The organism is Endobacterium cereale (genome assembly GCF_009617585.1).
Lineage (GTDB): Bacteria > Pseudomonadota > Alphaproteobacteria > Rhizobiales > Rhizobiaceae > Neorhizobium > Neorhizobium cereale.
Genome location: NZ_WIXI01000041.1, coordinates 113,306 through 137,320 on the forward strand (window position 1 = coordinate 113,306; position 24,015 = coordinate 137,320).

Sequence of the window (24,015 nt, forward strand, 5' to 3'; positions counted from 1 at the left end):
GCCACTATGGAAACCGTGATCCGCGGCGCTTCGATCTATTTCATCCTTCTCGTCATTCTGCGGTTGTCCGGTCGCCGCACCGTCGCGCAAATGACGCCATTTGATCTCGTTCTCTTGCTGGTAGTCTCGGAAACTACGCAGCAGGCTTTGCTGGGCGATGATTTCTCCATCACCAATGCCGTCGTCCTCATGATCGTTCTGTTCGGGATCGACATCGGCCTCTCCTACTTCAAGCAATGGGCGCCGGGCGCCGCGAGATATATGGATGGTGCTCCCACCGTTTTGATTTCCGACGGCAAAGTCGACTTTCGCGCCTTCCATCGCGCGCGCGTAAGCCTTGACGACGTCTTGACAGCCGCGCGCCAGAACCAGGGGCTTGAGCGTCTAGACCAGATCAAATACGCCGTGCTCGAAGCTGATGGTGCTGTCAGTATCATCCCGATCGCGTAGCAAGTTGAATTCGGCAAATCGCATTGTGCGGGTACGCTGCGGTAACGGAACATCGCTCTCACTGTCGCATTTCCTCTGTGCAATGCAGCATTCGGCAGCATTGCTCCCCCAGACAAGCAATATCCGAGAGCACAATGCCGACACCCGAGAAGAAGATTCGTTATGCCGTCGTCGCTGGCGGTCAAATTTCCCAGCAAGCCTTCATGCCCGGCATCAGACAGACCAACAACTCCGAGTTGGCTGCGCTGGTCACCGGCGATCCGGTCAAAGCCGACAAGCTTGCCGGGCTTTATGGCATCAAGGCCTGGTCTTACGAGCAGTATGACGAATTGCTCAAGTCCGGCGAAATCGACGCAGTCTATGTGGCGACGCCGAACTTCATGCACACCCCATTCGCGGTCGCCGCTTTGGAAGCGGGCATCCACGTCCTCTTGGAAAAACCAATGGCTTCCAGTGTCGAGGAGGCGCAGGAGATCCTCGCCGCCCAGAAGAAGAGCGGCGCCAGACTGATGATTGCCTACCGCCTCCACCACGAGCCGGGCAATGTCGAGATGTTCACTCGCGCCCGAGCAGGGGATTTCGGCGATCTTAGAACATTTACGTCCGTCTTTGCCCAAAACGTCGCGGAGGAAAACTCACGCGGCCACAATGGTTACTGGTGTGGGCCCGTGCCGGACATGGGCACCTATCCGTTGAATGCCGTCCGCAACCTTTTTGGCGCTGAGCCAACCGCTGTTCATGCGGTGGGAACCAAGACCGGGGACCGTGGATTCAACTTCCATGACACGGTGGCTGTGACTTTGCTGTTCCCCGCGGAACGGACAGCTCAGTTTACGGTGAGCTACGCGACGGCTTCCGCTGAGAACTTCTCGTTGGTCGGCACCGATGCAACTATCGAAGCTTCGCCCTGTTTCATGTTCGGACCGTCCATCGGCATCGCCTACAAGGAGATCACCGACGAGGGTGAAAAAGAACATACGTTCCAGCCGGTCGAGCAGTTCGGCAATGAAACGCAATATTTTTCAGACTGCATCCTCAACGATCGCGAGCCCGAAGCCAACGGCGAAGAAGGGCTGATGGACATGCGGGTGCTTGCCGCGGTCGAAACATCCCTGCGAACCGGCGAAACGGTAACCCTCCCTCCGGCCTCCCGAAGCAGGCATGTGGATGCCGGCCAGGCATTGAAATTGAAGCCTGCCAAACAGCCTGCGGAAGACGAAATGATCAACATCGTTCCGCAGTCGAAATAGGCGGAAAGCAGATGTCGTCTGCCTTAGGCGCGGCAAACCGGCTATCGGCACGGAACATGCCGCGCGTTTCAAGGTTACTCATTACACCCCAAGCATGAAGGAGCTCCTCGATGGGACTGAAAGCGATTGCGCTCAACGCAACCCTGAAGGCGTCCGGCGGCGAGCCGTCATCGACCGACCGCATGCTTTCGCTGATAGCGGATGCCATGGCGAAGGACGGTGTCGAGACCGAAACAATCCGTCTTGCCGACTTTAACATCAAGCCGGGCGTCACCTCTGACGAGGGGGAGGGAGACGACTGGCCGTCTATTCGTCAGAAGATCCTGGATGCCAATATCCTCATTCTCGGTACCCCGATCTGGCTGGGGCAACCCAGCAGTGTTTCGAAGCGTGCACTCGAGCGAATGGACGCATTCCTCGAGGAAACCGATGAGCAGGGCAGGATGGTATCCTACGGTCGGGTCGCAGCTGTCGCGGTCGTCGGCAACGAAGACGGTGCCCATCATGTCTCAGCCGAGATCTATCAGGCTTTGAACGATGTCGGGTTCACCATTGCGCCGAACGCCGTGGCCTATTGGGTTGGCGAGGCCATGGGATCGACGAACTTTGTCGATCTCGAGGATGTCCCCGAGACTGTGACCACCGCAGTGGACATGCTGGCTCGCAACACCGTGCATCTGGCGAAGCTGACTGTTGAGAACCCCTTTCCAGGCGACGACTGACGTCGAAATCCAATTTCTCAAATCTTCGAAGACAAGGAAAAATACACATGGCGAATGCCAACCAGTTCGATATGCAGAACCCACTTACCCAGTATCCCCAGCCGGAATTCCCCAAACAGCCACAGCCGGTCCCGGGTCTTGCCAGCAAGATGCAGCCGGTCCCCGATCATGGCGAAACGAGCTATATGGGCTCAGGTCGTCTCAATGGCCGCAAAGCCCTGATCACCGGAGGAGATTCAGGCATTGGCAGAGCCGCTGCGATCGCGTTTGCCCGTGAAGGCGCCGATGTCGCGATCAACTATCTGCCTGAAGAGCAGTCGGATGCCGATGAAGTCGTCAAGCTGGTTGAGGCCGAAGGCCGAAAGGCGGTCGCCATTCCTGGTGACCTCAAAAGCGAAGAATTTTGCAAGACACTGGTCGAAACGGCGCACCGCGAATTGGGCGGCCTTGATCTCGTCGCCAACGTCGCAGGCCGGCAAAAAGCTGTCGAGAGCATAGCGGAACTGACCACCGAGCAGTTCGACGAGACATTCAAGACCAATGTCTACGCGCTGTTCTGGGTGTGCAAGGCAGCCCTGCCTCTTCTTCCTGAAGGCGCTACAATCATCAACACATCATCCATTCAGGCCTATGAACCGTCGGCAAGCCTGCTTGACTACGCTCCGACCAAGTCGTCGATCGTGGCATTCAGCAAAGCGCTATCGAAGCAGGTGATCGAAAAGGGTATTCGCGTCAACGTCGTAGCACCCGGCCCCGTCTGGACACCTCTTCAGACGTCCGGTGGGCAACCACAGGAAGCAATTGTCAAGTTCGGAAGCCAGGTGCCGATGAAGCGTCCGGGCCAGCCGGCCGAATGTGCGCCACTCTACGTTTTCCTGGCCTCGCAGGAATCCGGCTATATCACCGGGGAAGTTTTTGGTGTCACCGGCGGCAATACGCTGCCCTGATGCTGAATGCTCTCACACCCGAACGTTCGAGCGGCTGTTTGCCACTCGAACATTATGCTGCGATCGGAGAAGGACGCTCGGTTGCGCTGGTCGGAGCCGACGGCTCTATCGATTGGTGGTGCGCGCCCGATATGGATTCGCCCCCACTGTTCAACCGAATGCATGATGCCGATGGTGGTCGTTTCTCACTGACTCCGATCGGCCCCTTCAAAGTCGAACGACGGTATCGTGAAGACAGCAACGTTCTTGAAACAGTTTTCATAACTGACAATGGTCGCGCCCGCGTGACGGAATCGCTCAATAGCGGGGCAGGTGGACGTTTGCCCTGGTGCGAACTTGCTCGTCGCATCGAAGGACTTTCCGGCACCGTTGAATTCGAGATCGTAATCAACCCGATCTGCGCCCAGGGAAAGGTGCGTCGCGTCAACCATCCGAACGCTGCCATCCGCTATATCGGCGAACTGACCACGACGTTTTGCCATCCAGACGCGGTTGTGGTCATCGAGGATGAGTATCACAAAACGTCGGCCCGATATCGCGCGGAAGCGGGCACCCGGATCTGCATTGCCTATCTGGTTGCTGACAAGGCGCCCCTCGCAATACCGGAATTGCCTGAGATCGACGCGAGGATCGACTTCAGTGACGAGGAGTGGCGGCGCTGGGCCAGCAAGCTCTCCTACGAGGGGCCATTCCGCGATGATCTGGTACGCTGCGCTTTATCGCTGAAGTTTCTCCTTTATTCGAAAACCGGTGCCATCGCGGCGGCGGCCACGTCGGGACTACCCGAACGATTGGGCGGGGATAAAAATTATGACTATCGCTTCGCATGGATCCGCGATGCCGCCTACACCATCAAGGCGCTGCTTCGCGCCGGCGGGCTGTCGGAAGCGATCGCTGCCTTCGGCTGGCTGGTGCGGACGATCGATGAGGACGGGCCAACACCATCGGTGGTCTATACGCTAGACGGCGGCGAAGTTCCCGATGAAGAGGTCATCGATGTTCCAGGGTATAAGGGATCGACGCCCGTGCGGCGCGGCAACCGCGCCAAGGAACAGGTCCAGCTCAGCTGCTACGGAGACGTTCTGGAGACAGCTTCGCTTTTTGCCGACAAAGGCCATGTGCTTGATCCGAGAACAGGTCGTCTGCTTGAGCGGCTGGCGGATCAGGTTGTTGATCGCTGGCAGGAGAAAGATGCGGGCATCTGGGAGCTTGAGGATCAGCAGCACTACACGTTTTCTAAAATCGGATGCTGGCTGGCACTTGATCGGGCAGCTCATCTCGCCCGAGAGGGCCATATCGACGGAGATGCATCCCGATGGGATGCAGAACGCGATCAGGTCTCAGCCTGGATCGACGCCAACTGTTGGTCCGATAAACGTCAGGCATATACTTTCTACGCCGGCACTGAAAAGCTGGATGCCTCGCTGCTCCTGACGACACGCTTTGGTTTCGAGCATGATGATCGGCTCAAACGTACGCGCGATGCGATTGAAAGTGAACTCGCCGTCGGTCCTTTGGTCTATCGCTACAGCGAAGCCGCCGAAGAGGAGGGCACGTTCGTTGCCTGTGCTTGCTGGCTGGTCGAAGCCTACGCCTTCCTCGGCGAAGTCGATCACGCCGAAGAATTGCTGAAGTCCCTTCTCAACAAACTCGGCAACAATTTCGGCATTCTGTCAGAGGAGATGGATGCCGAAACAGGCGAGGCTCTCGGCAACCTTCCGCAGGGACTAAGCCATTTGGCTCTTCTGCACGCCATCTACTCTTTACAGGAAAATCGATCATGACCGATATAAAAGTCCTCGACGATCGCCTGCCTCCGGATCAACTCGGAGAGGGTGCCTTTTGGGACGGCGAGGCTGGCGCCCTCTATTGGGTGGATATCGAGAGATACGTCGTCCATCGCTACTATGTTGAGACCGCTGCGCATCAAAGCTGGAAACTGTCAAAGCACGTGAGCTTTGCCTACCCACAGGACGGCCATCTCATACTATGTTTGGCGGATGGCGTTTATCGTTTCGATCCGGAAACCGGCATCGAGACCCCGATTGCAGTACTCAACCTGCCAAACGATTACCGCCTTAATGATGGGAAACTCGATCCATTTGGACGGCTGTGGCTCGGCACGATCAATACGAGTGAGGATCCTGCTGAGACTGCCGCGCTTTACGTCTTGAGAGGTGACGTTCTGGAAGAGGTCGAGAGTGGCTATGTTAACGCCAACGGGAAAGCATGGAGTCCCGACGGCAAGGTGATGTACCACGCGGATACCGATCGCGGCACGATCTGGCAATATGATTATGATGGCGAGACCGGCACCGTTACCGGCAAACGCGTGCTGGTCAAAATTCCGGAAGGAAATCCAGACGGCCTATGCACCGACCAAAATGGGAACATCATCGCTGCCATGTACGGCGACGGTTGCCTCAAGGTTTATTCCTTCAGAGGCGATGAAAAAGCGCAAATCGATCTGCCGGTGTCAAATCCGACAAGTTGCGTTCTCGTTGGTTCCAATCTGTACGTCACAACAGCCTATGATGGCCTGACCGAAGAAGAACGTAAGCAGGCGCCAGACGCGGGGCGCGTGTTCGTCGCACGGTACCCTCTACCAAACGATGGATGATTGGAAAGTGGGGACGTAGCAGTTGCGCCCCAGCCTGCAAACCCTTTTTTCAACGGAGGTTCGCTGCTGGAGCGGGAGGTCAAAAAAGCCTCAGATCATGATTTCGCCGCCCGTTACCGGGATGACTGCACCGGTCATGTAGCTACCCAAATTAGATGCAAGAAGAACGTATGCCCCTGCAAGTTCAGCGGGCTGACCGGCGCGTCCAATCAGTGTCTGCTCGCCGAACTTCGCCGCCTTTTCGGCCGGCATGGTGGAGGGGATAAGCGGTGTCCAGATCGGACCGGGGGCAACTGCATTGACGCGAATACCCTTTTCCGCGACCATTTCCGCCAAGCCTGCCGTGAAGTTCGAAATCGCACCTTTCGTCGAGGCGTAAGCAAGAAGCTGAGGTGACGGTTGTCTCGACTGAATGGATGTTGTGTTGATGATCGAGCTGCCGGGTTTCATGTGCGGAATGGCCGCCTTTGACAGAAAGAACGGCGCATAGATATTCGTGCGAAACGTCTCGTCCCACTGTTCGGCTGTGATATCGGCAATGTCGGCGTAGGTCCGCTGGAATGCTGCGTTGTTGACCAGAATATCGACGCCACCTAGTTCGCTGACAGTGCGGTCTACGATATCGATGCAGTGATCTTCTGACTTGATATCGCCGGGGAGTACGAGGGCTCGTCGCCCCGCCTTTTGCACCCAGCTAGCCGTGTCTTCGGCGTCCTCGTGCTCATCGAGATAAGACAGCACGACGTCGGCTCCTTCTCTTGCAAAGGCGATCGCGACTGCACGTCCAATGCCGGAATCGGCGCCGGTGATAACCGCGACCTTTCCATCGAGTTTGCCATCACCGCGATAGGTGTGCTCCCCATGATCAGGGACAGGCGTCATTGCGGCGGTCTTCCCAGGCGGGCTGCGCAGGGTAGGGTGGCTTCGGATAGTTTGTTTGATCGCTCATCGCTATCTCCTCGCTTCTGATCGATTGTTAACCTTTCAACCGCATCGGTGGTTCCTGATGAGGCAAGGCCAGTTTTTGGGCGTGTCGTCAGGTGGCGATTTAGGTGTCAGTCACGAGGCGGTCCCGAGTCGTCGATGGTGTCGCAGGTTTCGTAGTCGAAAACTGCTACCTCAGATGCGATCGCAGCTTCCTGTAAAGAATGTAGCCTGCCAGGAAAAAGCACGTAGAATTGGTGAGGATGATGGGCCATTCTTGCCGAAGGATTCCGAATATCGACCACAGGGCAAAGCCGATCACCGTCACCGTGTACATGCGCGCTGAAATCGCCGCGGTATCGCCGGATCTTACCACTTTCATCACCTGGGGGATGAAACTCGTGACGGAGCAGGCCGAAGCGAGGTAACCGATGACAAGTGCATAATCCATTCATGACTCTTCTGGCTTGAAGTGCTCTCGGGGGCGCGGAAATCTAACGGTGCCCGGAAGCCTGAGTTCCACTCCCCTGAGCCAAGGCATCGTAAAGCAGGTGTCGCTCCGGCGAGATGATTAATCTGTCTCTCGGAGGAACTATTCGACTTTCCAATGGTTGCGGACCAACCAAGTGGAGGTTTTCATACATGGTCCAGAAATTAGTTCGCGCGGCATCCGTCGCGGCAGCTATGCTTTCGTGCGGCGTTGCTTTCGCTCAGCAGGGTGACGGTTCCGAAGTTCAGATCACCACGAACATATTCAAGCCGAACAAACTGGCGCCGACCAGCGACCGTATCGGTCAACTTAAGCTCCCGGAAGGCTTTTCCGTCGAGCCTTTCGCCCAGGGACTTGGAAATAGTCGCATCATCGCTGTTTCCGACAAGGGCTTCGTCTATGTCAGCCGGCGCGAAGAGGGCGACGTTCTCCTTCTGAAAGATGAGGATGGTGATGGAAAGGCTGACGCGGCCCCGGTTCAGGTTGCAGCGCGCGCGCAGACCCATGGCCTGGCGATCAAGGATGGCAAGCTGTATCTCGTTACGGTCAAAGAGGTTTTCGTCGCCGACATCAAAGATGACGGTACACTTGGCCCGCTTGAGATGATCATCGGCGACCTGCCAGACTCTGGCCAGCATCCAAACCGGGTTATGGCCTTCGGCCCTGATGGGATGCTGTACATCAGTGTCGGATCGACTTGTAATGCATGTAACGAAAGCAATGCAGAGAATGCCACGGTTTTGCGAGCAACGCCGGATGGGAAGAGCCGTACTATCTTCGCCTCGGGCTTGCGCAACACAATCGGTTTTGACTGGCAACCAGAAACCGGTGAACTCTGGGGTCTCGACCATGGGATCGATTTGCTGGGCGACGAAGTCCAGGCCGAGGAGCTCAATCGGCTCGAGCAGGGCAAGCAATATGGGTGGCCACACGTCTTCGGTTCGGGGGACATCTACCCTCAGTCCACCCCGGTTGGCGGTCTGACGAAGGAGCAGTGGCGCGATCAGAGCGAGCCAATGGTGATCGGCTATACGGCTCACGCCGCGCCGATGCAGCTCAAATTCTATACAGGATCATCATTTCCGGCCGAGTATGCCGGCGATGCGTTCTCCACAATGCGTGGATCATGGAACCGCAACCCAGCCTCGGGTTACGAGATCGTTCGGGTCCACTTTGAAGATGGTCAGCCCAAAACGATTGAACCGTTCCTCACCGGCTTCCTGACCGACAGCGGCAAAACCCATTTCGCGCGTCCGGTTGGCTTGGCGATCGCCAAGGACGGCTCGCTCCTCATGGCCGACGACGCAAACGGCGTGATCTACCGGATTGCCTATTCCGGAAATGCGCAAAAAGCCGCGTCCGCAAAGAGCGCGCCTGCCAGCGTCATGGAGGCCCAGGCAAAGAAGGGCGTCGGTGTTCCGCTGGCGCTTGATCGACCTGAGACCGATGGCCAAGGCAAAATCACGGTGCAGTCGGAAGCATTCGACACCGGCGCTTCCATTCCGCTGAAACACAGCGAATATGCCGACGGCGTGTCTCCTGCCATCCGTTGGAACGCAGTCCCTGACGCCGTATCCTACGCAATCATCATGGAGGATCCGGATTCCTCACCGATCAAGCCATTCGTCCACTGGCTTGCCTGGAATATTCCCGGCACGGTGACCAGCCTTCCAGAGGGTCTGCAGGAGCAGCTACGACTGGTCGAGCCAGAAGGCGTTCTTCAGGGACGCAACAGCTCCGGTACTCATGGCTATTTCGGGCCAAAGCCTCCCGTCGGCGACAAGGCACACCGTTACCATTTCCAGGTTCTTGCTCTCGATTCGTTGGTTGATATCCCGCCAACCTCGGATCGGGACGCGTTGCTCGCAGCCATTTCCGGGCACGTGATTGGCAAGGGGGAGCTGATGGGTCTGTACCAGCAGAAAACCGAACCGCCGAAGCAGTGACGCCGAAAAGATCCCCGTTCAATCTGAGGAATACAGAATGCGTATATCGAACTCAACCCTGCGCGCCAGTAGCGTTGCTCTTCTCCTTCTGTCGTCGTCCGCTGGTATCGCTTCGGCGCAACAGCCCGCTAAATCGCAACCCGCGACATCGACACCGCAACTCGGGGAGCAACAGCCGGCCGAACCCGACGCGCAGATGCAGTCTGTCCTTGATGCCCTGAAAGCGCTTCAAGCAAAACCCTTCGCAACGCTGAAGGTGCCGGAAGCGCGCACGCAGGCAAGCGCTGCCGACGCGGCGCGGGCCGTGCAACGGGATAAGAAGATCTCGCCATTCCCTGAAGCAAAGGTCGCGACGAAAGACATCGCCATCCCGAGCCCGGCCGGCGCATTGCCCGCTCGCGTTTACACTCCCGAGGGCGAGGGGCCTTTCCCGGTTGTTCTCTACTTCCATGGCGGCGGCTGGGTGGTCGGTGACATCAACGCATACGATGCCACGCCCCGTGCCCTTGCGCTCGGTTCAAAGGCAATTGTTGTCTCCGCCGACTACCATCACGCTCCGGAAAGCAAGTTCCCCGCACAGCACGATGATGCGTGGTCAGCTTATACCTGGACTGTCGAGAACATCCACACCCTCAACGGCGATTCCAAGCGGATTGCCGTCGCCGGTGAGAGCGCGGGCGCCAATCTTGCGGCGAACATTGCGCTGATGGCGAAAGAGAAAAAAACGATGATGCCGGTCCACCAGCTTCTCGTTTATCCGATCGCCGGCAATGACATGAACAGCGCCTCCTACCAGGAAAATGCGAATGCGGCGCCGCTGGGCAAGGCCGATATGGAGTGGTTTGTCTCGCATGTCTTCAAATCCAAGGACGAAACAGCGGACCCTCGTATCAATCTTGTCGGCCGATCGGATCTGCAAGGCCTTCCCCCTGCCACGGTGGTCACCGCGCAGATCGATCCCCTTCGGTCCGAGGGACAAGCCTATGCGGAAAAGATGAAAGCAGCCGGTGTAGACGTTAATCTCATTCACGTTGACGGCGTGACCCATGAATTCTTCGGAATGGTCAAGGTGCTCGACAAGGCAAAAGCCGCCGTGGATGCAGCCAATGCCGATCTCGTTACCGCATTTGGCGCCGCGAAGTAACTCTGACTAAGGAAACAGTCGATGAGAACGACCTTCTATACACTTGCAACCTTGTCACTCGTGCTTGGAGGCCAGCCAGCACTCGCTGATGCCGTGAAACCGAAACCTGCGGGTGATGCGGCCCCCATGATGGTGCTGGACCGCGCGACTTTCGTCAGCGTCGTACCCAGCGCCAACGAGTTCGAGATTAAGTCCAGTGAACTGGCCCTCGAAAAAGCCAAGGCATCGGATCTGAAAGATGCGGCAAAGATGATCATCGCCGACCATAAAAAGGCGGGTGACAAGCTCAAGGCAGTGCTCAAGGGAAAAGCCGTTGACCTTGCCGAGCCTGTGGTCTTGGCGCCGAAGCATCAAAAGATGTTGGATCAGCTTCAGACAGCCAGCGGCAAGGACTTTGATACCCTTTACCTTGATATGCAGGCCCAGGCACACATGGAGGCGATCAGCATTTTCCGGACCTATGCTGGAACTGGCGATGACCAATCGGTCGTCGGTTTCGCAAAGGAAACCTTGCCCAGCCTCGAAACGCACATGGCCCATGTCAAAATGCTGATCGCGGCGCGCTAAGCCTCATTGAATGCGGAGGACAAGTTGAATACGGCGAACCTGCAGCTTGACGGTCTGGTGATGGCAGTTGCCGAGCTTACCAACATGGCTGTCGACAAGGGGCTGTTCACACATCAGGAGGTCACTGTTGCTTTAACTCGTGCGGAAGATGGCGTCCAAATAGCCGAGCCGTCGAACCTCTCCGATGCGAACCAGGCGGCCAAGCTGTTTCCGATAAGGGTGCTGCATCTGGCCAATCAGGCTGCCCAGCGGAAGGAGAGATTCACATTCACGGATTACGCCGAGCTGGTCGGGAAACTCACCTGATTGCTTCAGGAGCGCGACAATTAGATCGGCTGGCGTCCTCGATCCGCCAGCCGAAAAGCCAGGCTTCGGATTTCAAACCTATGTCGGACTGCCGGTCCACAGTCAGGGTTGTCCGCAAAACGGGACACTCCCGCTGATCTATGCCCAAGGTCCGGGCAGCCATACCGCGCCTCTGCCATTCCAAAAGCGCGTCAAGATCGCAACTCTCGACAGATCTAGCCATTTACGTCCTCCTCCAGGTAATCTGCCGGAACATATCACGGCTTCGTTGGGCGCCAAAGCATGATCAAGTGTTGATTGCCTGCAATACCCTGTTTAATCACCTTAGTGCGCGCCCGCGTACGCTGACGATCTTTACGACAAATCCCCGCTTCGGTCGGCAGCGTTGGATTTCTTTGGAGTTTCAAGACGAATGAATACATCTGCCGGCGCTGACACAGCTTGGGTCGTGGATATGCTTGGCCGATTGCCGACAGTAAACCTCGACGAATTCGAGCACTGGCCGGCAGATCTGCAAACGACGTTTCGCACCATGAGGGCATCGCCTCACCAGATCGTTCTGTTCTGGGGACCGGAATATCTGGCGCTCTATAACGAAGCTTATGCCCCGACGATTGGTTTGAAACATCCAGACGCGTTCGGTCGCCCAGCGGCCGATTATTGGAGCGAGCTATGGGACGACCTGAAACCCCTTCTTGAACAGGTGCGAGAAGGAGGCCAGCCTGTCTATCTCAAAGACCGCCCGTTTTACATCGAAAGGCACGGCCATCCCGAAACCGTAACCTTCGATATTGCCTATTCAGCAGTCCCGAAGTCTGACGGGTCGGTCGGGGGCGTTCTCTGCATCGTTAGCGAGACGACCGAGCGCACTCAGGGGGAACAACGGCTTAAGGAAAGTGAAGCGCGGTTCCGCAATATGGCCGACCATGCGCCTGTCATGATGTGGGTCGTCGATGAGACAGGGGCCTGCACATATCTCAATACAAAGTGGTACGAGTTCACAGGTCAAAGCCAGGAAGAGGCTCAAGGCTTTGGCTGGCTAGACGTTACACATCCTGACGATAAAGAGGCGGCGACCAAAACATTCCTGGAGGCGCTTGCCCGTCGTCAGGGCTTTCGTCTCGAGTATCGGTTAAGACGCCACGACGGGACCTATCGATGGGCGATCGACGCAGCTGAGCCTCGTTTTTCGCCTGAAGGTATCTTCCTTGGATATATCGGCTCGGTCATCGACATCGATGAGCGCCATGAGATGGAGCGGAAGCTATGGGAGAGTGAGAACGGCCTGCGGGCGTTGACAAATTCGATTGACCAGATGGTTTGGTCAACCCGTCCAGACGGATTCCACGACTTCTATAATGAGCGTTGGTACGATTTCACCGGCGTTGAGCGTGGCTCGACCGATGGTGCTGGTTGGAACGACATATTCCACCCGGACGACCGCGATCGTGCTTGGTCGATCTGGAGGGTCTGTCTGGAGAGCGGTCAGCCCTATCACATCGAATATCGCCTGCGTCATCATTCAGGGCGCTATCGCTGGGTGATTGGTCGGGCCAATCCTATTCTGGATGCCACGGGCAAGATTTTGCGCTGGTATGGAACATGTACCGACGTTCATGAGCTGAAAACCGCGGAAATGCAACGAACCGCGATCATCGCCTTCGACGAGCAAGTCGCCGATCTGCGTCACCCAAGCGATATCGTGAAGACGGCCGTTCGGACGATCGGCAGCCTGTTAAAGGTCAGCCGAGCAGGATACGGCACGATCGATGAGACCCGAGAAACCGTTCTGATAGACCATGACTGGACGGCCGGCGGCGTCAGCTCTTTGAGTGGTCTGAGGCGGTTTCGCGACTATGGCATGTTCGTGGAGGACCTCAAGAGAGGCGATACGGTCGTCATTCGAGATGCTTTCATCGATCCGAGAACGACCGACCGCGCTGTGGCATTGGAGGGCATTTCCGCGCGATCAAGCATCAACATTCCCTTGCGAGAACTGGACGGGCTGGTAGCCGTCCTGTTCGTCAACAATTCAGCTCCGACGGACTGGAGCGATGACGAGCTCACCTTCCTGAAAGATATGTCTGTTCGACTCCGCAATGCCGTGGAGCGTCGACGCGCCGAAAACGACCTACTTCTCCTGACCGAAACTCTCGAACAGAAAGTCATCCAACGGACCGAGGAACTGCGCTCCTCGGAAGAGCGTCTCCGCCAAAGCCAGAAGCTTGAAACCATTGGCAAGCTGACGGGTGGCGTCGCCCATGACTTCAACAACTTGCTTCAGGTCGTGGCAGGAAACCTTCAGCTCCTGCAAAAGGACCTTGTTGGAAATGAAAAGGCCGAACGGCGTCTCACCAATGCGATGGCCGGAGTGAGCCGCGGCGCCAAACTCGCCAATCAATTGCTTGCTTTTGGTCGACGCCAAGCACTCGATCCAAAGGTGATCAATGTAGGCCGTTTCCTTCGCGACATGGATGACATGCTAAGAAGATCGATCGGTGAAGCTGTCGAGATTGAAACCATTATCGGAGGAGGGCTTTGGAACTGCTTGGCCGATCCTGCCCAAGTCGAAAATGCAGTCCTTAATCTCGCGATCAACGCGCGCGATGCGATGGAAGGGCAAGGCAAGCTGACCATCGAGGTTTGCAATGCCTTCCTCGATCAGGACTATGCAGACAAGCATGATGAAGTCGACACCGGCCAATATGTCATGATCTCGGTGACGGATACCGGCGCGGGCATTCCGGCGGAGATGCTCGATCAGGTTTTCGAGCCGTTCTTTTCGACGAAACCGGAAGGCAAGGGCACCGGCCTTGGCCTTTCCATGGTATTCGGTTTTGTCAAACAATCCGGCGGGCACGTCAAAATCTATTCCGAAGTCCGGCACGGCACGACCGTTCGAATGTATCTTCCTCGCGCCCACGCCACCGAGGACAGAGAGATAGCAATTGCGTCCGGACCAATCATCGGTGGCACGGAGACGATCCTGGTCGCCGAGGACGACGATGAAGTGCGCAACACGGTTGTCGAGACGTTGACCGACTTGGGTTACACGGTTCTGAAGGCACCAAATCCCGACGCTGCGCTCGTAATCGTCGAGGCAGGAATACCCATTGATCTCCTGTTTACCGATGTCGTTATGCCCGGCACCATGAAAAGCACAGAGCTTGCAAAGCGGGCCAAGGAACGACAGCCTGATATCGCCGTTCTCTACACTTCGGGCTATACCGAAAATTCGATCGTTCACGGCGGCAGGCTTGACGCCGGGGTCGAGCTGCTCTCGAAGCCCTACACCCGCGAAGCGCTTGCGAGAAAGGTGCGGCACGTCATGGCCAACCGTGCACAACGCGTGCTGGTCCGTTCGCAAAAGGGCATCGTCAACTTAACGGAATGTGGAATTCGCTGTGCGATGACAAGGCATGACAGACCGTGATCCATTATATCGCCGCCATCGCTTTCCCCCTGAAATCATTTCCCACGCCGTGTGGCTCTCCGGTTCCCTCTGAGCCTGCGAATGGTGGAGGACTTGCTGGCTGCTCGAGGGGTCGTCGTCTCGCATCAAACGGTCCGGCTTTGGGCGGAGAAATTCGGACGTGCCTTCGCCAACGAGATCCGCAGCCGTTCATCCGGTCGGCTCGGCGACAAGTGGCATCTCGATGAGGCCGTCGTTTCGATCCGTGGCAAGAAGCACTGGCTCTGGCGCGCTGTGGATCAGGACGGCTTCGTCCTGGAGGTTCTGGTGCAAAGCCGCCGAAACGCCAATGCGGCCAAGCGCCTGATGCGCAAGCTCTTGAAGGGCCAGGGACGATCGCCGCGGGTGATGATCACCGATAAGCTTCGTTCCTACGACGCCGCAAAGCGGGAGATCATGCCCGGTGTCGAGCATCGCTCCCACAAGGGCTTGAACAATCGGGCGGAGAATTCCCATCAGCCGATCCGGCGGCGAGAGCGGATCATGAAACGCTTCAAGACGAGCCGACATCTACAACGCTTCGTCTCCATCCATGACCCGATTGCCAACCTGTTTTACATCCCCCGCCACGACATCTCCTCCAGCCATCATCGCGAATTGCGTTCAGCGGCGATGAACCTGTGGGCGAAAATCGCCCGGGCGTGACCGACAAACCCGGCCGGCGTCATGGTATGGCCTCATTGCCGTTAAGTTTACGATGCCCGCAAAAGAGCTTGCCCGTCGAGATTCCCCCGCATTCATCACAGGCTCTCAACGTCTTGCTGGCGGAGGATGACGGACTTATTCGCGCGAATACGGCAGAAACGTTGCGTGACCTTGGTCATTCGGTAACGGAAGCAGCATCCGGTCAGGAGGCAATCACGCTTGCGCAGGATAGCTTTGATCTTCTGGTGACGGATATCGGATTGCCGGATATTTCGGGACAACAACTGGTCGAAGAGCTTCGCACGGCGGGGCGGGTGTTTGAGGTAATCCTGGCGAGCGGCCACGCGCGAGGGACGGTTGATATTCCTGACGGCGCCCAGCTGATCACCAAACCCTATTCGCCAGAAGATCTATCGCGGGTAATCAGCGAACTGTTTGTGCATCGTTCGCGATAAGGAAAAGGCCCGGCTGGCAGCGGGCCAATTCTTGATCAATGGCTGTTTCTTGTGGCTTTGTTCGCCGGCATCAAGTGCTGTTCGTGCGTACCACCCTGACCGGCCATGACAAAACCCTTGCAGTCGACTTTGGAGACGCTTGTCTGCAGGTCGTCCAATAGCTGGAGCGTGTGTCGTACATTCAAAGATCCCGAAATGGATTTGTCCCGTGCCGGTGTCTAGCGAGGTGTGGGACAGGACATTCGCGTTAGCGGCAGCGCGTTTCGGGTTGTCGTCGGTTCCTCTGGCCACATCGGCGCTCTCCCGAAAAGAGCGGTAAGCAGATCGTTCGGTTTGGAGACGTTTTTCTAGGAGCAGACCCCGGAATGGCAGAACCAATTTCAGGGTCTTGCGTCAGCTTTTCACCACAACCGGAAGAGCCAGATCGGGCCGCTTCAAACGGTGCATCTTTTTGCAGAGTCGCGAGTTGACCGTGTGTTGCACCCAGAGGAGATAGCCATGAGCAAACGTGAACTCATCGATACAGGGACGGACAAGCGCTACATCCGCCGTGACGAGCAGGGTCAGTTCAAGGAGTCTGTCGACGTCAGCCGATCCCTGTCTGCCGACAAGCGTCATGAGGCCCAGCACAAAGCGAAGCCGGGCGAAGGCGACAAGGGCGACCACAAGCGCAAGTGAAGATCGCCACCTATAACGTCAACGGCGTGAACGGTCGCCTCAAAGTGCTGCTGAGATGGCTGGAGGAAGCGCGGCCAGATGTCGTCGCGCTTCAGGAATTGAAGGGTCCCGATGCCCGGTTCCCAGTCCAGGAAATCGAAAGGGCCGGATACGGTGCCGTCTGGCACGGCCAGAAATCCTGGAACGGCGTGGCAATACTCGCGCGCGATCAGGAGCCACTTCTGACGCGCAAAGGGCTCCCCGGCGAGCCAAAGGATGAGCAAAGCCGTTACATCGAAGCGATCGTTGATGGCATCGTCATCGGAGGGCTGTATCTGCCAAACGGAAATCCCTATCCCGGCCCCAAGTTCGACTACAAACTGCGATGGCTACAGCGTCTGCAGGACTATGCGGCGGAACTCCTCGAACTCGATGTGCCCGTGATACTTGCTGGCGACTTCAACGTCATCCCGACCGAACTCGATGTATACAAGCCAGAACGCTGGCGGAATGATGCGCTCTTTCGGGCCGAGGTGCGCGAATCCTACCGAAAGCTGGTGGGGCAGGGGTGGGCTGACGCCGTTCGAGAGCTTCATCCAGGTGAACGCATTTACACGTTCTGGGACTATTTCCGAAATGCATACGGCCGCGATGCTGGTCTCAGGCTCGACCACCTCCTACTTAGTCCCGGCCTCGCCAAACGACTTACCAAGGCGGAGGTCGACAAGCGTGTCCGGGGCTGGGAGCACACGAGCGACCATGCCCCTGTGTGGATCGAACTTTCTGAGAGCGCAATCAAACGGAGAGATGACTAACCAATGGCAAGCTGCAGTTAATGAGAGGGACAATTTGGTAGACAAATTCCTCGACAAAGGCGCGCACATGAGGAGGTACTTAGGGCGATACGCTAGGAGATGCGCAGAAGGTTCGAATGCAGCCACGGGAACCGAATACATGTTTCCAGGTTTAGCCACATGAGGTCACCGGTACCAATCGAGCGTGACGGAGACGGTAAACGCTGTGGTTTTCACGATGTCTCGCTGCGGGCAATAAAATGCCAAGCGAGCACCTTTATCTGTCCGCGGCGACCTTTCATGTCACAGGGGATTGTTATGATTGATCCGCCGGTCATTGGTTCCGGGCAACTGGGCCGCAAGGATGAGGCAGAACAGATTGCCGACTACGCTGTCCAGTCGCTTGTGGAGGAGGCACATTTGGCCGGATGGCAGCGAAGCGAGTTTTTGGCTGCCATCCTCGAGTCTGCCAGCGCAAGGCTCTCGGCGATCGCTGTGGGGAACGAGCCCGAGTTACCACGCCCCGCCAACGATTGGCCTTCCGATCCGAGTAGGTGACTTATTGTGGCCAATCACAGGCGACGCGATCGCCGAAACATGCTGGCAGCTACCTTATCCGCTGCGAAATAAAGGCTTTGAATGCGGTATAGCGCTAAACCAGGCGAGATCAATCTCTTCGAAAATGAATAAGTCGGACACGAAACCGCTCCTGACCTACGCGGCTATTTTATCGCCCACAGGGACATCAAAGCTGGCGAGAAAATCCCAATCGCGCTATGGGCATGAGCCATCAACCTGGTCCGTCTGTGGCGGAGCCCTAAATGTTACGACAGACCCGGGGACGGATTTCTGGCGCGAAACACATTACGGCTTCATCCGCGATAGTGGTCACTTTCTGGGAGTTTCTGCTAGCGATGGATTTACCGTGCAAATTCGGGTGAGGGGTGAGTTTCGCAATCTCTACGACCAAGCTGGGCTTATGGTGCGGGCCGACGATCGCCACTGGGTTAAAGCGGGTGTTGAGTTCACTGACGGCCAGGCTTATTTCAGTGCTGTTGTAACCAATGAAAAATCGGATTGGTCACTAGGTCAGGCTATTGCCACCAGTGACTTTTTTGTTCGGATTACGCTCGCCAAAGAGTCGATTAGAGTTCAGACTTCTACTGATGGGAAATCTTGGCCACTTTTGCGTCTTGCGCCATTTCCCACATCAGAAGCCTGCATGGTCGGCCCCATGACGTGCTCTCCGGAGGGCGGTCATCTGGTGGTGCAGTTTTCTGAATTTTCGATAACACCCGCAAAAACGACGGGTCTCCATGATTTAAGCTGAACTCCTTGAACCACCTACAATCCTGCAAAGCCGAAGTCAGCTGTAGGCGATACTATCGGCAGTGCACTGATGAACCGCCGATTTCTACACCATTTCAGAGACGGCGCATCCGAGGTGATACCGGTTATGTGCTTCCGTTGCGCAACATCGCTTAGTCCCATGAATGCAATGTCAGTAACCGCCATCACTTTCCGGCCACCCATTTCTGTGGTCCTCGCTTCGATCCCGAACCTCACGACCTCTGCATCGATGCAGCCTCTCGTCTCAACTTCCTCCAGGATGTCTGTGGTGACCGAGCGCTTACCCGAGTATGTCGAAATGCACGCGTTGGTGTGAAGGCCGAGCGCGATCGAAACACACTCATCGTATGGGATGTTGGAAGCTTGACCGTCAACTCGATCGTAAACATGACCGACGCCGGAGCCCACACCGCTTCGTATCATGCCGAAAAAATGGTACCAGTCAGTTCGACTGAGATACTCGAGCTTCCAAACGACTTGGCTGTAATGCTCCGGCTTTGCCAGTACCGCGGAAAGTTCTTGCACTGTTTCTTGAAAATCGTCGCGGTTACAAAATTCCATCGTCATCTTGGATCCGAGCTGCTTGTGTCAAGTCTGGCAAATTCTTACAGCAAGCGAATTGGTTCAACCGCTGAATTTTCCCTCGTCCTGGTCCGAGGGATCGTAGCTAATGTCCCAGTCCTTGCACGCTTTTTTACCGGGAGGTTCGCGGTTCACTGTCGCGTCTTCAGAGCCCGTGATCACAGTTGGCTTTGCACTGTGAACCCCTGAGGCTTTGCGATCTGCCTGCGAAGGGGCGTATTGGCCTTTTGCGTCGTCTTCGGGGTGCGACATCTCAGACCTCTTTGGTTTTCAGAGAGTCGGACAGGTTCTTCTTCTGCGGATTGGCGTTTGTCTCGCCAACCGCATCTTGGTCGCGGTCCGGATCATCCTTGGCTTTGAGATAACCGCGAGGCGCGTTTTCTTGTGGTCCTTCCCATCTCGGGGATTGGTCGGTGGTGCCGGGGGCGCCATCGCGCGGGGTAGTGTTTCCCATTTCGTCATCCTCCATTGTGATTCTGTAACCCCTCCCGCCCTGTTCTGTTCCTCAAGTCGCTACTCGGTTGCTATCACCCTTTGGAACAATGGGTCGGCTGAGGATGTTGAGGGCAGAAGAACCGGGCAACAAAACTGCTCTGCTCCAACAGCAGCGGTCTGTCTCCCATCAAAAATGAAGGAATTTCAATGTCTGATGTGAGCACGAAAACCGTCACCGCAAAGTTCGCGACCCGTGAGGCTGCGTACCTCGCAGTCGAACATCTCGTCCAAAAGCTCAATATCGATCGGACGGATATCTTTGTGCAGACAAGCGGTTCGGACAACTCGTCCGGCGTGGATATCAGCGGTGGCGACGCGCCGACGGTCGACGAGGACGGGCGGGGCGACGCTCCACTCGGGTCTGAAATCGAAGTTTCTGCCGACATCGCGTCAAGCCATGAGGACGCCGTTCGCGCCGCTTTCGGTGATCTCGGCGCTACCGAGCTTTCCTCTAGGCAGTGTCCCCATAAACGTGGTTCATCTTATTGACGGTGTGTGAGTCAATCCCCTTGAAAGGAGATTGCCATGCGCCGTCACGAATTGAGCGACGAAGAATGGGCTATTATTGCACCTCTTTTGCCGAACAAGAGCCGTGGAATTGAACGTGTCGATGACCGCCGGGTGATCAATGGCATCCTGTGGCGTTTCAGGACTGGTTCGTCTTGGCGAGATGTGCCGGAACGTTATGGCCCGCGCACGACGCTTTACAATCGGTTCTCCCGCTGGCGCAAGGCGGGCGTCTGGGATCGCCTTCTGGACGCCGTTTCAAAGCGTTACAATGGAGACATTGTGATGATCGACAGTTCCTGTGTTCGCGTTCACCAGCATGGTGCCAACGCTAAAAAGGGGGATCTGCCGATCCTTGCATGGGACGTTCGCGCGGCGGCCTGACGACAAAGATCCATGCTCTTGTCGATGCAGATGGCAGACCGGTCCGGCTGGAACTCACCGCCGGACAAGCCGCCGATGCACCGATGGCTGAAAAGCTGTTGAGCGACCTGCAGCCCGGCGCGACGATCCTCGCCGACAAGGCATATGATACCGACGCAATTCGTAACTTTGCCAAGCAACGCAAATGCTGGGCGAATATCCCTGCAAAGGCCAATCGGAAACAGACATTCAGCTTCAGCCGCTGGGTCTACCGTCAGCGCAATCTCGTGGAACGGTTCTTCAACCGTATCAAGCAGATGCGCGGCCTTGCGACGCGATACGACCGGCGCGCTGATAATTATATGGCCGCCCTCAAGCTTGCAGCGACGAGGATATGGATCGCCTCAGCTAATGAGTCTGTGTCCTAGCTGACAGCGACCATTTGAAAACGTGGCGGTCGCTATCGGCGTAGGGTCTCTAGAGAACAGATGAGGTTCGGTTATGGCGGATAACCTGAGCAAATACCGCGCCAAGCGCGACTTCAAAAAGACCGCGGAGCCGAGCGGAGAGTTGGCTATAAAATCATCGAATCGCCGTCGCTTCGTCATCCAGAAACACGATGCGACCCGTCTCCATTATGATCTGCGTATCGAAATGGACGGCGTGTTTAAGTCATGGGCAGTCACCAAAGGTCCTTCGCTTGATCCCCAGGACAAACGACTGGCGGTCGAGGTGGAGGATCATCCATTAGACTACGGCGATTTCGAAGGCACTATCCCCAAGGGACAGTATGGCGGAGGCACGGTCATGCTGTGGGACCGAGGCTATTGGGAACCCGAAGGAACCATGACCCCGGAGCAAGCTCTGAGCAGCGGTGATTTCAAGTTCTCGCTTGATGGTGATCGCTTACAAGGAAGCTTCGTACTTGTGCGTATGCGCGGCCGCGAGGGCGAAAAACGCACGAACTGGCTGTTGATCAAACATGACGATGAATTTGCGGTCGACGAGAATGGTGCAGCGGTCCTCGAAAAGAACGACATCTCCGTCGCGTCCGGTCGAACGATGGAAGCGATCGCCTCAGGCAAGGGCAGGAAGCCTAAGCCGTTCATGACGACCGCAGACACGATACAAGCCGATGCGGTGTGGGATAGCAGAGAAGGTCTGGCTGCGGAGGAACGCGCAGCTGAAAACAAAACTCGTGGCGGCCGGAAGAAAAGAGGTGCTTCCTCCCAATCGAAACGATCTGGATCGACAGTGTCGATGCCGGACTTCATCCCACCCCAGCTGTGCGAGACTTTGCAGCGGCCACCGTCAGCGAAAGGCTGGATCCACGAGATCAAGTTTGATGGTTATCGCATCCAGATGCGGGTCGAGGGCGGTGAAGTGACGCTGAAGACACGCAAGGGGTTGAACTGGACTGCAAAATATCCCGCGATCGCTGAGGTGGCAGCAGGATTGCCTGACGTTATCGTCGACGGCGAGATATGCGCACTGGACGAAAACGGAGCGCCCGACTTTGCCGCTCTTCAGGCCGCGCTATCGGAAGGTAAGACCGATGACCTCGTGTTCTTTGCATTCGATTTGCTCTTTCAAGGCGAGGCAGACCTCAGGGATTTGCCACTGACCGAGCGCAAGACACGTCTGGCCGAACTGCTGGCCGACTCCGGAGATGATCCCCGCTTGCGATTTGTAGAGCACTTCGAAACAGGTGGAGATGCCGTTCTGAAATCGGCGTGTCGTCTGTCTCTGGAAGGTATCGTATCAAAAAAAGGCGAAGCCCCTTATCAGTCTGGCCGAAGCGACAGCTGGGCGAAATCGAAGTGCCGGGCAGGGCATGAAGTCGTGATCGGCGCTTATGCGTTGACCAACGGTTTATTTCGCTCGCTCTTGGTGGGGGTCTATCGGGGTAACCACTTCGTGTATGTCGGAAGGGTAGGAACGGGCTACGGGGCAAAGGTAGTCGATCAGATCCTGCCGAAGCTCAAGGCGTTGAAGTCTTCGAATTCTGCGTTTACCGGAATCGGGGCTCCAAAGAAGTCCGCCGATATTGTTTGGCTGAAGCCGGAACTGGTCGCCGAAATCGAGTTTGCTGGCTGGACCGCCGACGGGCAGGTGAGACAGGCTTCCTTCAAAGGCCTGCGTGAGGACAAGCCTGCAAAAGAGGTTGAAGCCGAAAAACCCGCAGAGCCGGATGAAGTCGATACACCCGAGCCCGAAAAGAGCGCGAAACCTGCCCCTGCTCGTAAAACGACTGCTCGCCTGCGGAAGGGCGCGAAAGTGGACGTTATGGGTGTGTTGATTTCCAGCCCGGATAAGGAGCTTTGGCCGGACGCGCTCGACGACGAGCCTGTTACCAAAGTGGACCTCGCTCAGTATTATGAAGCAGTCGGACCTTGGCTTCTCGATCATATCAAAGGGCGGCCCTGCTCTATCATCCGGACACCTGACGGCATCGGCGGCGAGCAGTTCTTTCAACGCCACGCGATGCAGGGAACCTCTAACCTGATCGAACAGGTCAAGGTCTCCGGCGATAAGCAACCCTACCTGCAGATCGACCGCGTGGAGGGACTTGCGGCGGTCGCACAGATTGGCGGAGCAGAACTCCACCCGTGGAATTGCGAGCCCTATCAGCCGGAAGTCCCAGGGCGCCTGGTCTTCGACTTAGATCCAGGCCCCAATGTCGATTTCGACACCGTTATCGAAGGTGCACGCGAGATCCGAGATCGCCTGGAGGAACTCGGTCTGGTGAGCTTCTGCAAGACAACTGGAGGCAAGGGTCTCCATGTGGTGACGCCGCTTTCGGTGCCGAAGGGCAAGAAACTGAACTGGGATCAGGGCAAGGCGTTTGCCCACGACGTTTGCCAAGCTATGGCGCGTGATAACCCGGACTTATATCTTATCAAGATGTCCAAGGCCCAGCGAGATGGCCGCATATTCCTAGATTACCTGCGCAATGACCGCACTTCCACGGCGGTTGCGCCACTTTCGCCGCGAGCACGACCGGGCGCTACCGTGTCGATGCCCCTTAGCTGGACACAGGTGAAAAAAGGTCTCGACCCGAAGCGCTTTACGATCAGGTCTGTGCCAGCTCTCATGAAGGACAGCACAGCATGGCAGGATTACCGCGATGGACAGCGTCCGCTTGAGCAGGCCATAAAACGGTTACAAAAAGTGTCCGGGCGAGCCGCCTGACGAAAAAGGTTGGAGCCTGCCGATTGGATGAGGTTCGGTATGACGTGCCAGGCTGCGATTCGTTTGCGCGAACTTAACCTTCAATCGGACGAATTGCTGACGATAAAATCTCCGGACGCTTATTTTGGCGGACGAGA

The 24,015-nt window shown here is 56.6% G+C and carries 23 protein-coding genes and 2 pseudogenes; 20 read left to right on the forward strand and 5 right to left on the reverse strand.

Going from position 1 to position 24,015, the window contains the following annotated elements:
• Positions 1 to 6 precede the first annotated feature (6 nt).
• From GAO09_RS10800 to GAO09_RS10825, 6 genes are all read left to right on the forward strand, one after another.
• The gene (locus GAO09_RS10800; protein ID WP_153354021.1) at positions 7 to 450 is read left to right on the forward strand and encodes a DUF421 domain-containing protein; all 444 of its coding nucleotides are present in this window, start codon (positions 7 to 9) and stop codon (positions 448 to 450) included.
• Positions 451 to 584: 134 nt separating this feature from the next.
• The gene (locus GAO09_RS10805; protein ID WP_153354022.1) at positions 585 to 1,700 is read left to right on the forward strand and encodes a Gfo/Idh/MocA family protein; all 1,116 of its coding nucleotides are present in this window, start codon (positions 585 to 587) and stop codon (positions 1,698 to 1,700) included.
• A 110-nt stretch (positions 1,701 to 1,810) separates the two neighbouring features.
• A complete protein-coding gene (locus GAO09_RS10810; protein ID WP_153354023.1) occupies positions 1,811 to 2,422 on the forward strand; it encodes a flavodoxin family protein in 612 nt (203 codons plus the stop codon).
• A 47-nt stretch (positions 2,423 to 2,469) separates the two neighbouring features.
• On the forward strand, positions 2,470 to 3,369 hold the full coding sequence (locus GAO09_RS10815; RefSeq protein ID WP_153354024.1) for an SDR family oxidoreductase: 900 nt from the start codon (positions 2,470 to 2,472) through the stop codon (positions 3,367 to 3,369).
• Positions 3,369 to 5,153 (forward strand): glycoside hydrolase family 15 protein, encoded by a 1,785-nt coding sequence (locus GAO09_RS10820; protein ID WP_153354025.1) that lies wholly within the window; start codon positions 3,369 to 3,371, stop codon positions 5,151 to 5,153. Before GAO09_RS10815 ends, GAO09_RS10820 begins: the two co-directional genes overlap by 1 nt.
• Positions 5,150 to 5,989 (forward strand): SMP-30/gluconolactonase/LRE family protein, encoded by an 840-nt coding sequence (locus GAO09_RS10825; RefSeq protein ID WP_153354026.1) that lies wholly within the window; start codon positions 5,150 to 5,152, stop codon positions 5,987 to 5,989. The genes GAO09_RS10820 and GAO09_RS10825 overlap by 4 nt, the downstream gene beginning before the upstream one ends.
• A 90-nt stretch (positions 5,990 to 6,079) precedes the next feature.
• Here GAO09_RS10825 and GAO09_RS10830 read toward each other — a convergent pair.
• Together GAO09_RS10830 and GAO09_RS10835 are read right to left on the reverse strand one after the other, a co-directional pair.
• A pseudogene (locus GAO09_RS10830) lies at positions 6,080 to 6,938 on the reverse strand (SDR family oxidoreductase).
• Between the two features lie 165 nt (positions 6,939 to 7,103).
• The gene (locus tag GAO09_RS10835) at positions 7,104 to 7,364 is read right to left on the reverse strand and encodes a SemiSWEET family sugar transporter (protein ID WP_153354028.1); all 261 of its coding nucleotides are present in this window, start codon (positions 7,362 to 7,364) and stop codon (positions 7,104 to 7,106) included.
• Between the two features lie 191 nt (positions 7,365 to 7,555).
• Here GAO09_RS10835 and GAO09_RS10840 point away from each other — a divergent pair, with 191 nt between their 5' ends.
• From GAO09_RS10840 to GAO09_RS10890, 11 genes and pseudogenes are all read left to right on the forward strand, one after another.
• On the forward strand, positions 7,556 to 9,349 hold the full coding sequence (locus GAO09_RS10840) for a YbhB/YbcL family Raf kinase inhibitor-like protein (RefSeq protein ID WP_153354029.1): 1,794 nt from the start codon (positions 7,556 to 7,558) through the stop codon (positions 9,347 to 9,349).
• 37 nt (positions 9,350 to 9,386) lie between these two features.
• Positions 9,387 to 10,493 (forward strand): alpha/beta hydrolase, encoded by a 1,107-nt coding sequence (locus GAO09_RS10845; RefSeq protein WP_153354030.1) that lies wholly within the window; start codon positions 9,387 to 9,389, stop codon positions 10,491 to 10,493.
• 21 nt (positions 10,494 to 10,514) lie between these two features.
• Positions 10,515 to 11,060, forward strand: a complete 546-nt coding sequence (locus GAO09_RS10850; protein WP_153354031.1) for a DUF4142 domain-containing protein — start codon at positions 10,515 to 10,517, stop codon at positions 11,058 to 11,060.
• Positions 11,061 to 11,084: 24 nt separating this feature from the next.
• Positions 11,085 to 11,366 carry a hypothetical protein gene (locus GAO09_RS10855; protein WP_153354032.1) on the forward strand — a complete coding sequence of 94 codons (282 nt, stop codon included), beginning with the start codon at positions 11,085 to 11,087 and terminating at the stop codon, positions 11,364 to 11,366.
• 412 nt (positions 11,367 to 11,778) lie between these two features.
• Positions 11,779 to 14,799, forward strand: a complete 3,021-nt coding sequence (locus GAO09_RS10860) for a PAS domain S-box protein (protein WP_153354033.1) — start codon at positions 11,779 to 11,781, stop codon at positions 14,797 to 14,799.
• Positions 14,786 to 15,483: pseudogene (locus GAO09_RS10865) on the forward strand (IS6 family transposase). The gene GAO09_RS10860 and the pseudogene GAO09_RS10865 overlap by 14 nt, the downstream one beginning before the upstream one ends.
• A complete protein-coding gene (locus GAO09_RS10870) occupies positions 15,480 to 15,938 on the forward strand; it encodes a response regulator (RefSeq protein ID WP_338015065.1) in 459 nt (152 codons plus the stop codon). The pseudogene GAO09_RS10865 and the gene GAO09_RS10870 overlap by 4 nt, the downstream one beginning before the upstream one ends.
• Positions 15,939 to 16,436: 498 nt before the next feature.
• Positions 16,437 to 16,616, forward strand: coding sequence for a hypothetical protein (locus GAO09_RS10875; RefSeq protein WP_153354034.1), 180 nt, complete (start codon positions 16,437 to 16,439; stop codon positions 16,614 to 16,616).
• The gene (gene xth, locus GAO09_RS10880) at positions 16,613 to 17,410 is read left to right on the forward strand and encodes an exodeoxyribonuclease III (RefSeq protein ID WP_324185372.1); all 798 of its coding nucleotides are present in this window, start codon (positions 16,613 to 16,615) and stop codon (positions 17,408 to 17,410) included. Before GAO09_RS10875 ends, xth begins: the two co-directional genes overlap by 4 nt.
• Positions 17,411 to 17,707: 297 nt before the next feature.
• A complete protein-coding gene (locus GAO09_RS10885) occupies positions 17,708 to 17,947 on the forward strand; it encodes a hypothetical protein (protein ID WP_153354035.1) in 240 nt (79 codons plus the stop codon).
• A 193-nt stretch (positions 17,948 to 18,140) separates the two neighbouring features.
• Positions 18,141 to 18,719, forward strand: a complete 579-nt coding sequence (locus GAO09_RS10890) for a DUF1349 domain-containing protein (RefSeq protein WP_235938049.1) — start codon at positions 18,141 to 18,143, stop codon at positions 18,717 to 18,719.
• 14 nt (positions 18,720 to 18,733) lie between these two features.
• Here the strand turns inward: GAO09_RS10890 and GAO09_RS10895 are convergent, their stop codons facing one another.
• Genes GAO09_RS10895 through GAO09_RS10900 form a run of 3 tightly spaced genes read right to left on the reverse strand, consistent with a single transcriptional unit; the run spans position 18,734 to position 19,775 of the window.
• Complete coding sequence (locus GAO09_RS10895; protein ID WP_153354037.1) at positions 18,734 to 19,306, reverse strand: hypothetical protein; 573 nt, start codon at positions 19,304 to 19,306, stop codon at positions 18,734 to 18,736.
• 57 nt (positions 19,307 to 19,363) lie between these two features.
• Positions 19,364 to 19,573 carry a hypothetical protein gene (locus GAO09_RS30005; protein ID WP_235938034.1) on the reverse strand — a complete coding sequence of 70 codons (210 nt, stop codon included), beginning with the start codon at positions 19,571 to 19,573 and terminating at the stop codon, positions 19,364 to 19,366.
• Between the two features lies 1 nt (position 19,574).
• Positions 19,575 to 19,775 carry a hypothetical protein gene (locus GAO09_RS10900; protein WP_153354038.1) on the reverse strand — a complete coding sequence of 67 codons (201 nt, stop codon included), beginning with the start codon at positions 19,773 to 19,775 and terminating at the stop codon, positions 19,575 to 19,577.
• Between the two features lie 188 nt (positions 19,776 to 19,963).
• Between GAO09_RS10900 and GAO09_RS10905 the strand changes: the two genes are divergently transcribed.
• From GAO09_RS10905 to ligD, 3 genes are all read left to right on the forward strand, one after another.
• Entirely contained in the window at positions 19,964 to 20,305 is a 342-nt protein-coding gene (locus tag GAO09_RS10905; RefSeq protein ID WP_153354039.1) for a hypothetical protein, read from the forward strand.
• A 30-nt stretch (positions 20,306 to 20,335) separates the two neighbouring features.
• Positions 20,336 to 21,114, forward strand: a protein-coding gene (locus tag GAO09_RS10910) for an IS5 family transposase (RefSeq protein ID WP_410769460.1) whose coding sequence is annotated in 2 segments (ribosomal slippage) — positions 20,336 to 20,678 and positions 20,678 to 21,114 — 780 coding nt in all. Because the reading frame shifts where the segments join, the coding sequence is not laid out codon by codon here.
• Positions 21,115 to 21,187: 73 nt separating this feature from the next.
• Positions 21,188 to 23,878, forward strand: a complete 2,691-nt coding sequence (gene ligD / locus GAO09_RS10915) for a DNA ligase D (RefSeq protein ID WP_153354041.1) — start codon at positions 21,188 to 21,190, stop codon at positions 23,876 to 23,878.
• Positions 23,879 to 24,015: the final 137 nt, after the last annotated feature.

What these genes read in the sequence shown, in the direction of transcription:
- GAO09_RS10895 (WP_153354037.1), bottom strand. Translation starts at nt 19,306, where the DNA reads ATGACGATGGAATTTTGTAACCGCGACGATTTTCAAGAAACAGTGCAA.
- GAO09_RS10800 (WP_153354021.1), top strand. Translation starts at nt 7, where the DNA reads ATGGAAACCGTGATCCGCGGCGCTTCGATCTATTTCATCCTTCTCGTC.
- GAO09_RS10860 (WP_153354033.1), top strand. Translation starts at nt 11,779, where the DNA reads ATGAATACATCTGCCGGCGCTGACACAGCTTGGGTCGTGGATATGCTT.
- GAO09_RS30005 (WP_235938034.1), bottom strand. Translation starts at nt 19,573, where the DNA reads ATGTCGCACCCCGAAGACGACGCAAAAGGCCAATACGCCCCTTCGCAG.
- GAO09_RS10885 (WP_153354035.1), top strand. Translation starts at nt 17,708, where the DNA reads ATGATTGATCCGCCGGTCATTGGTTCCGGGCAACTGGGCCGCAAGGAT.
- GAO09_RS10850 (WP_153354031.1), top strand. Translation starts at nt 10,515, where the DNA reads ATGAGAACGACCTTCTATACACTTGCAACCTTGTCACTCGTGCTTGGA.
- GAO09_RS10815 (WP_153354024.1), top strand. Translation starts at nt 2,470, where the DNA reads ATGGCGAATGCCAACCAGTTCGATATGCAGAACCCACTTACCCAGTAT.
- GAO09_RS10905 (WP_153354039.1), top strand. Translation starts at nt 19,964, where the DNA reads ATGTCTGATGTGAGCACGAAAACCGTCACCGCAAAGTTCGCGACCCGT.
- GAO09_RS10835 (WP_153354028.1), bottom strand. Translation starts at nt 7,364, where the DNA reads ATGGATTATGCACTTGTCATCGGTTACCTCGCTTCGGCCTGCTCCGTC.
- GAO09_RS10840 (WP_153354029.1), top strand. Translation starts at nt 7,556, where the DNA reads ATGGTCCAGAAATTAGTTCGCGCGGCATCCGTCGCGGCAGCTATGCTT.
- GAO09_RS10805 (WP_153354022.1), top strand. Translation starts at nt 585, where the DNA reads ATGCCGACACCCGAGAAGAAGATTCGTTATGCCGTCGTCGCTGGCGGT.
- GAO09_RS10825 (WP_153354026.1), top strand. Translation starts at nt 5,150, where the DNA reads ATGACCGATATAAAAGTCCTCGACGATCGCCTGCCTCCGGATCAACTC.
- GAO09_RS10820 (WP_153354025.1), top strand. Translation starts at nt 3,369, where the DNA reads ATGCTGAATGCTCTCACACCCGAACGTTCGAGCGGCTGTTTGCCACTC.
- GAO09_RS10900 (WP_153354038.1), bottom strand. Translation starts at nt 19,775, where the DNA reads ATGGGAAACACTACCCCGCGCGATGGCGCCCCCGGCACCACCGACCAA.
- GAO09_RS10810 (WP_153354023.1), top strand. Translation starts at nt 1,811, where the DNA reads ATGGGACTGAAAGCGATTGCGCTCAACGCAACCCTGAAGGCGTCCGGC.
- GAO09_RS10845 (WP_153354030.1), top strand. Translation starts at nt 9,387, where the DNA reads ATGCGTATATCGAACTCAACCCTGCGCGCCAGTAGCGTTGCTCTTCTC.
- ligD (WP_153354041.1), top strand. Translation starts at nt 21,188, where the DNA reads ATGGCGGATAACCTGAGCAAATACCGCGCCAAGCGCGACTTCAAAAAG.
- GAO09_RS10875 (WP_153354034.1), top strand. Translation starts at nt 16,437, where the DNA reads ATGAGCAAACGTGAACTCATCGATACAGGGACGGACAAGCGCTACATC.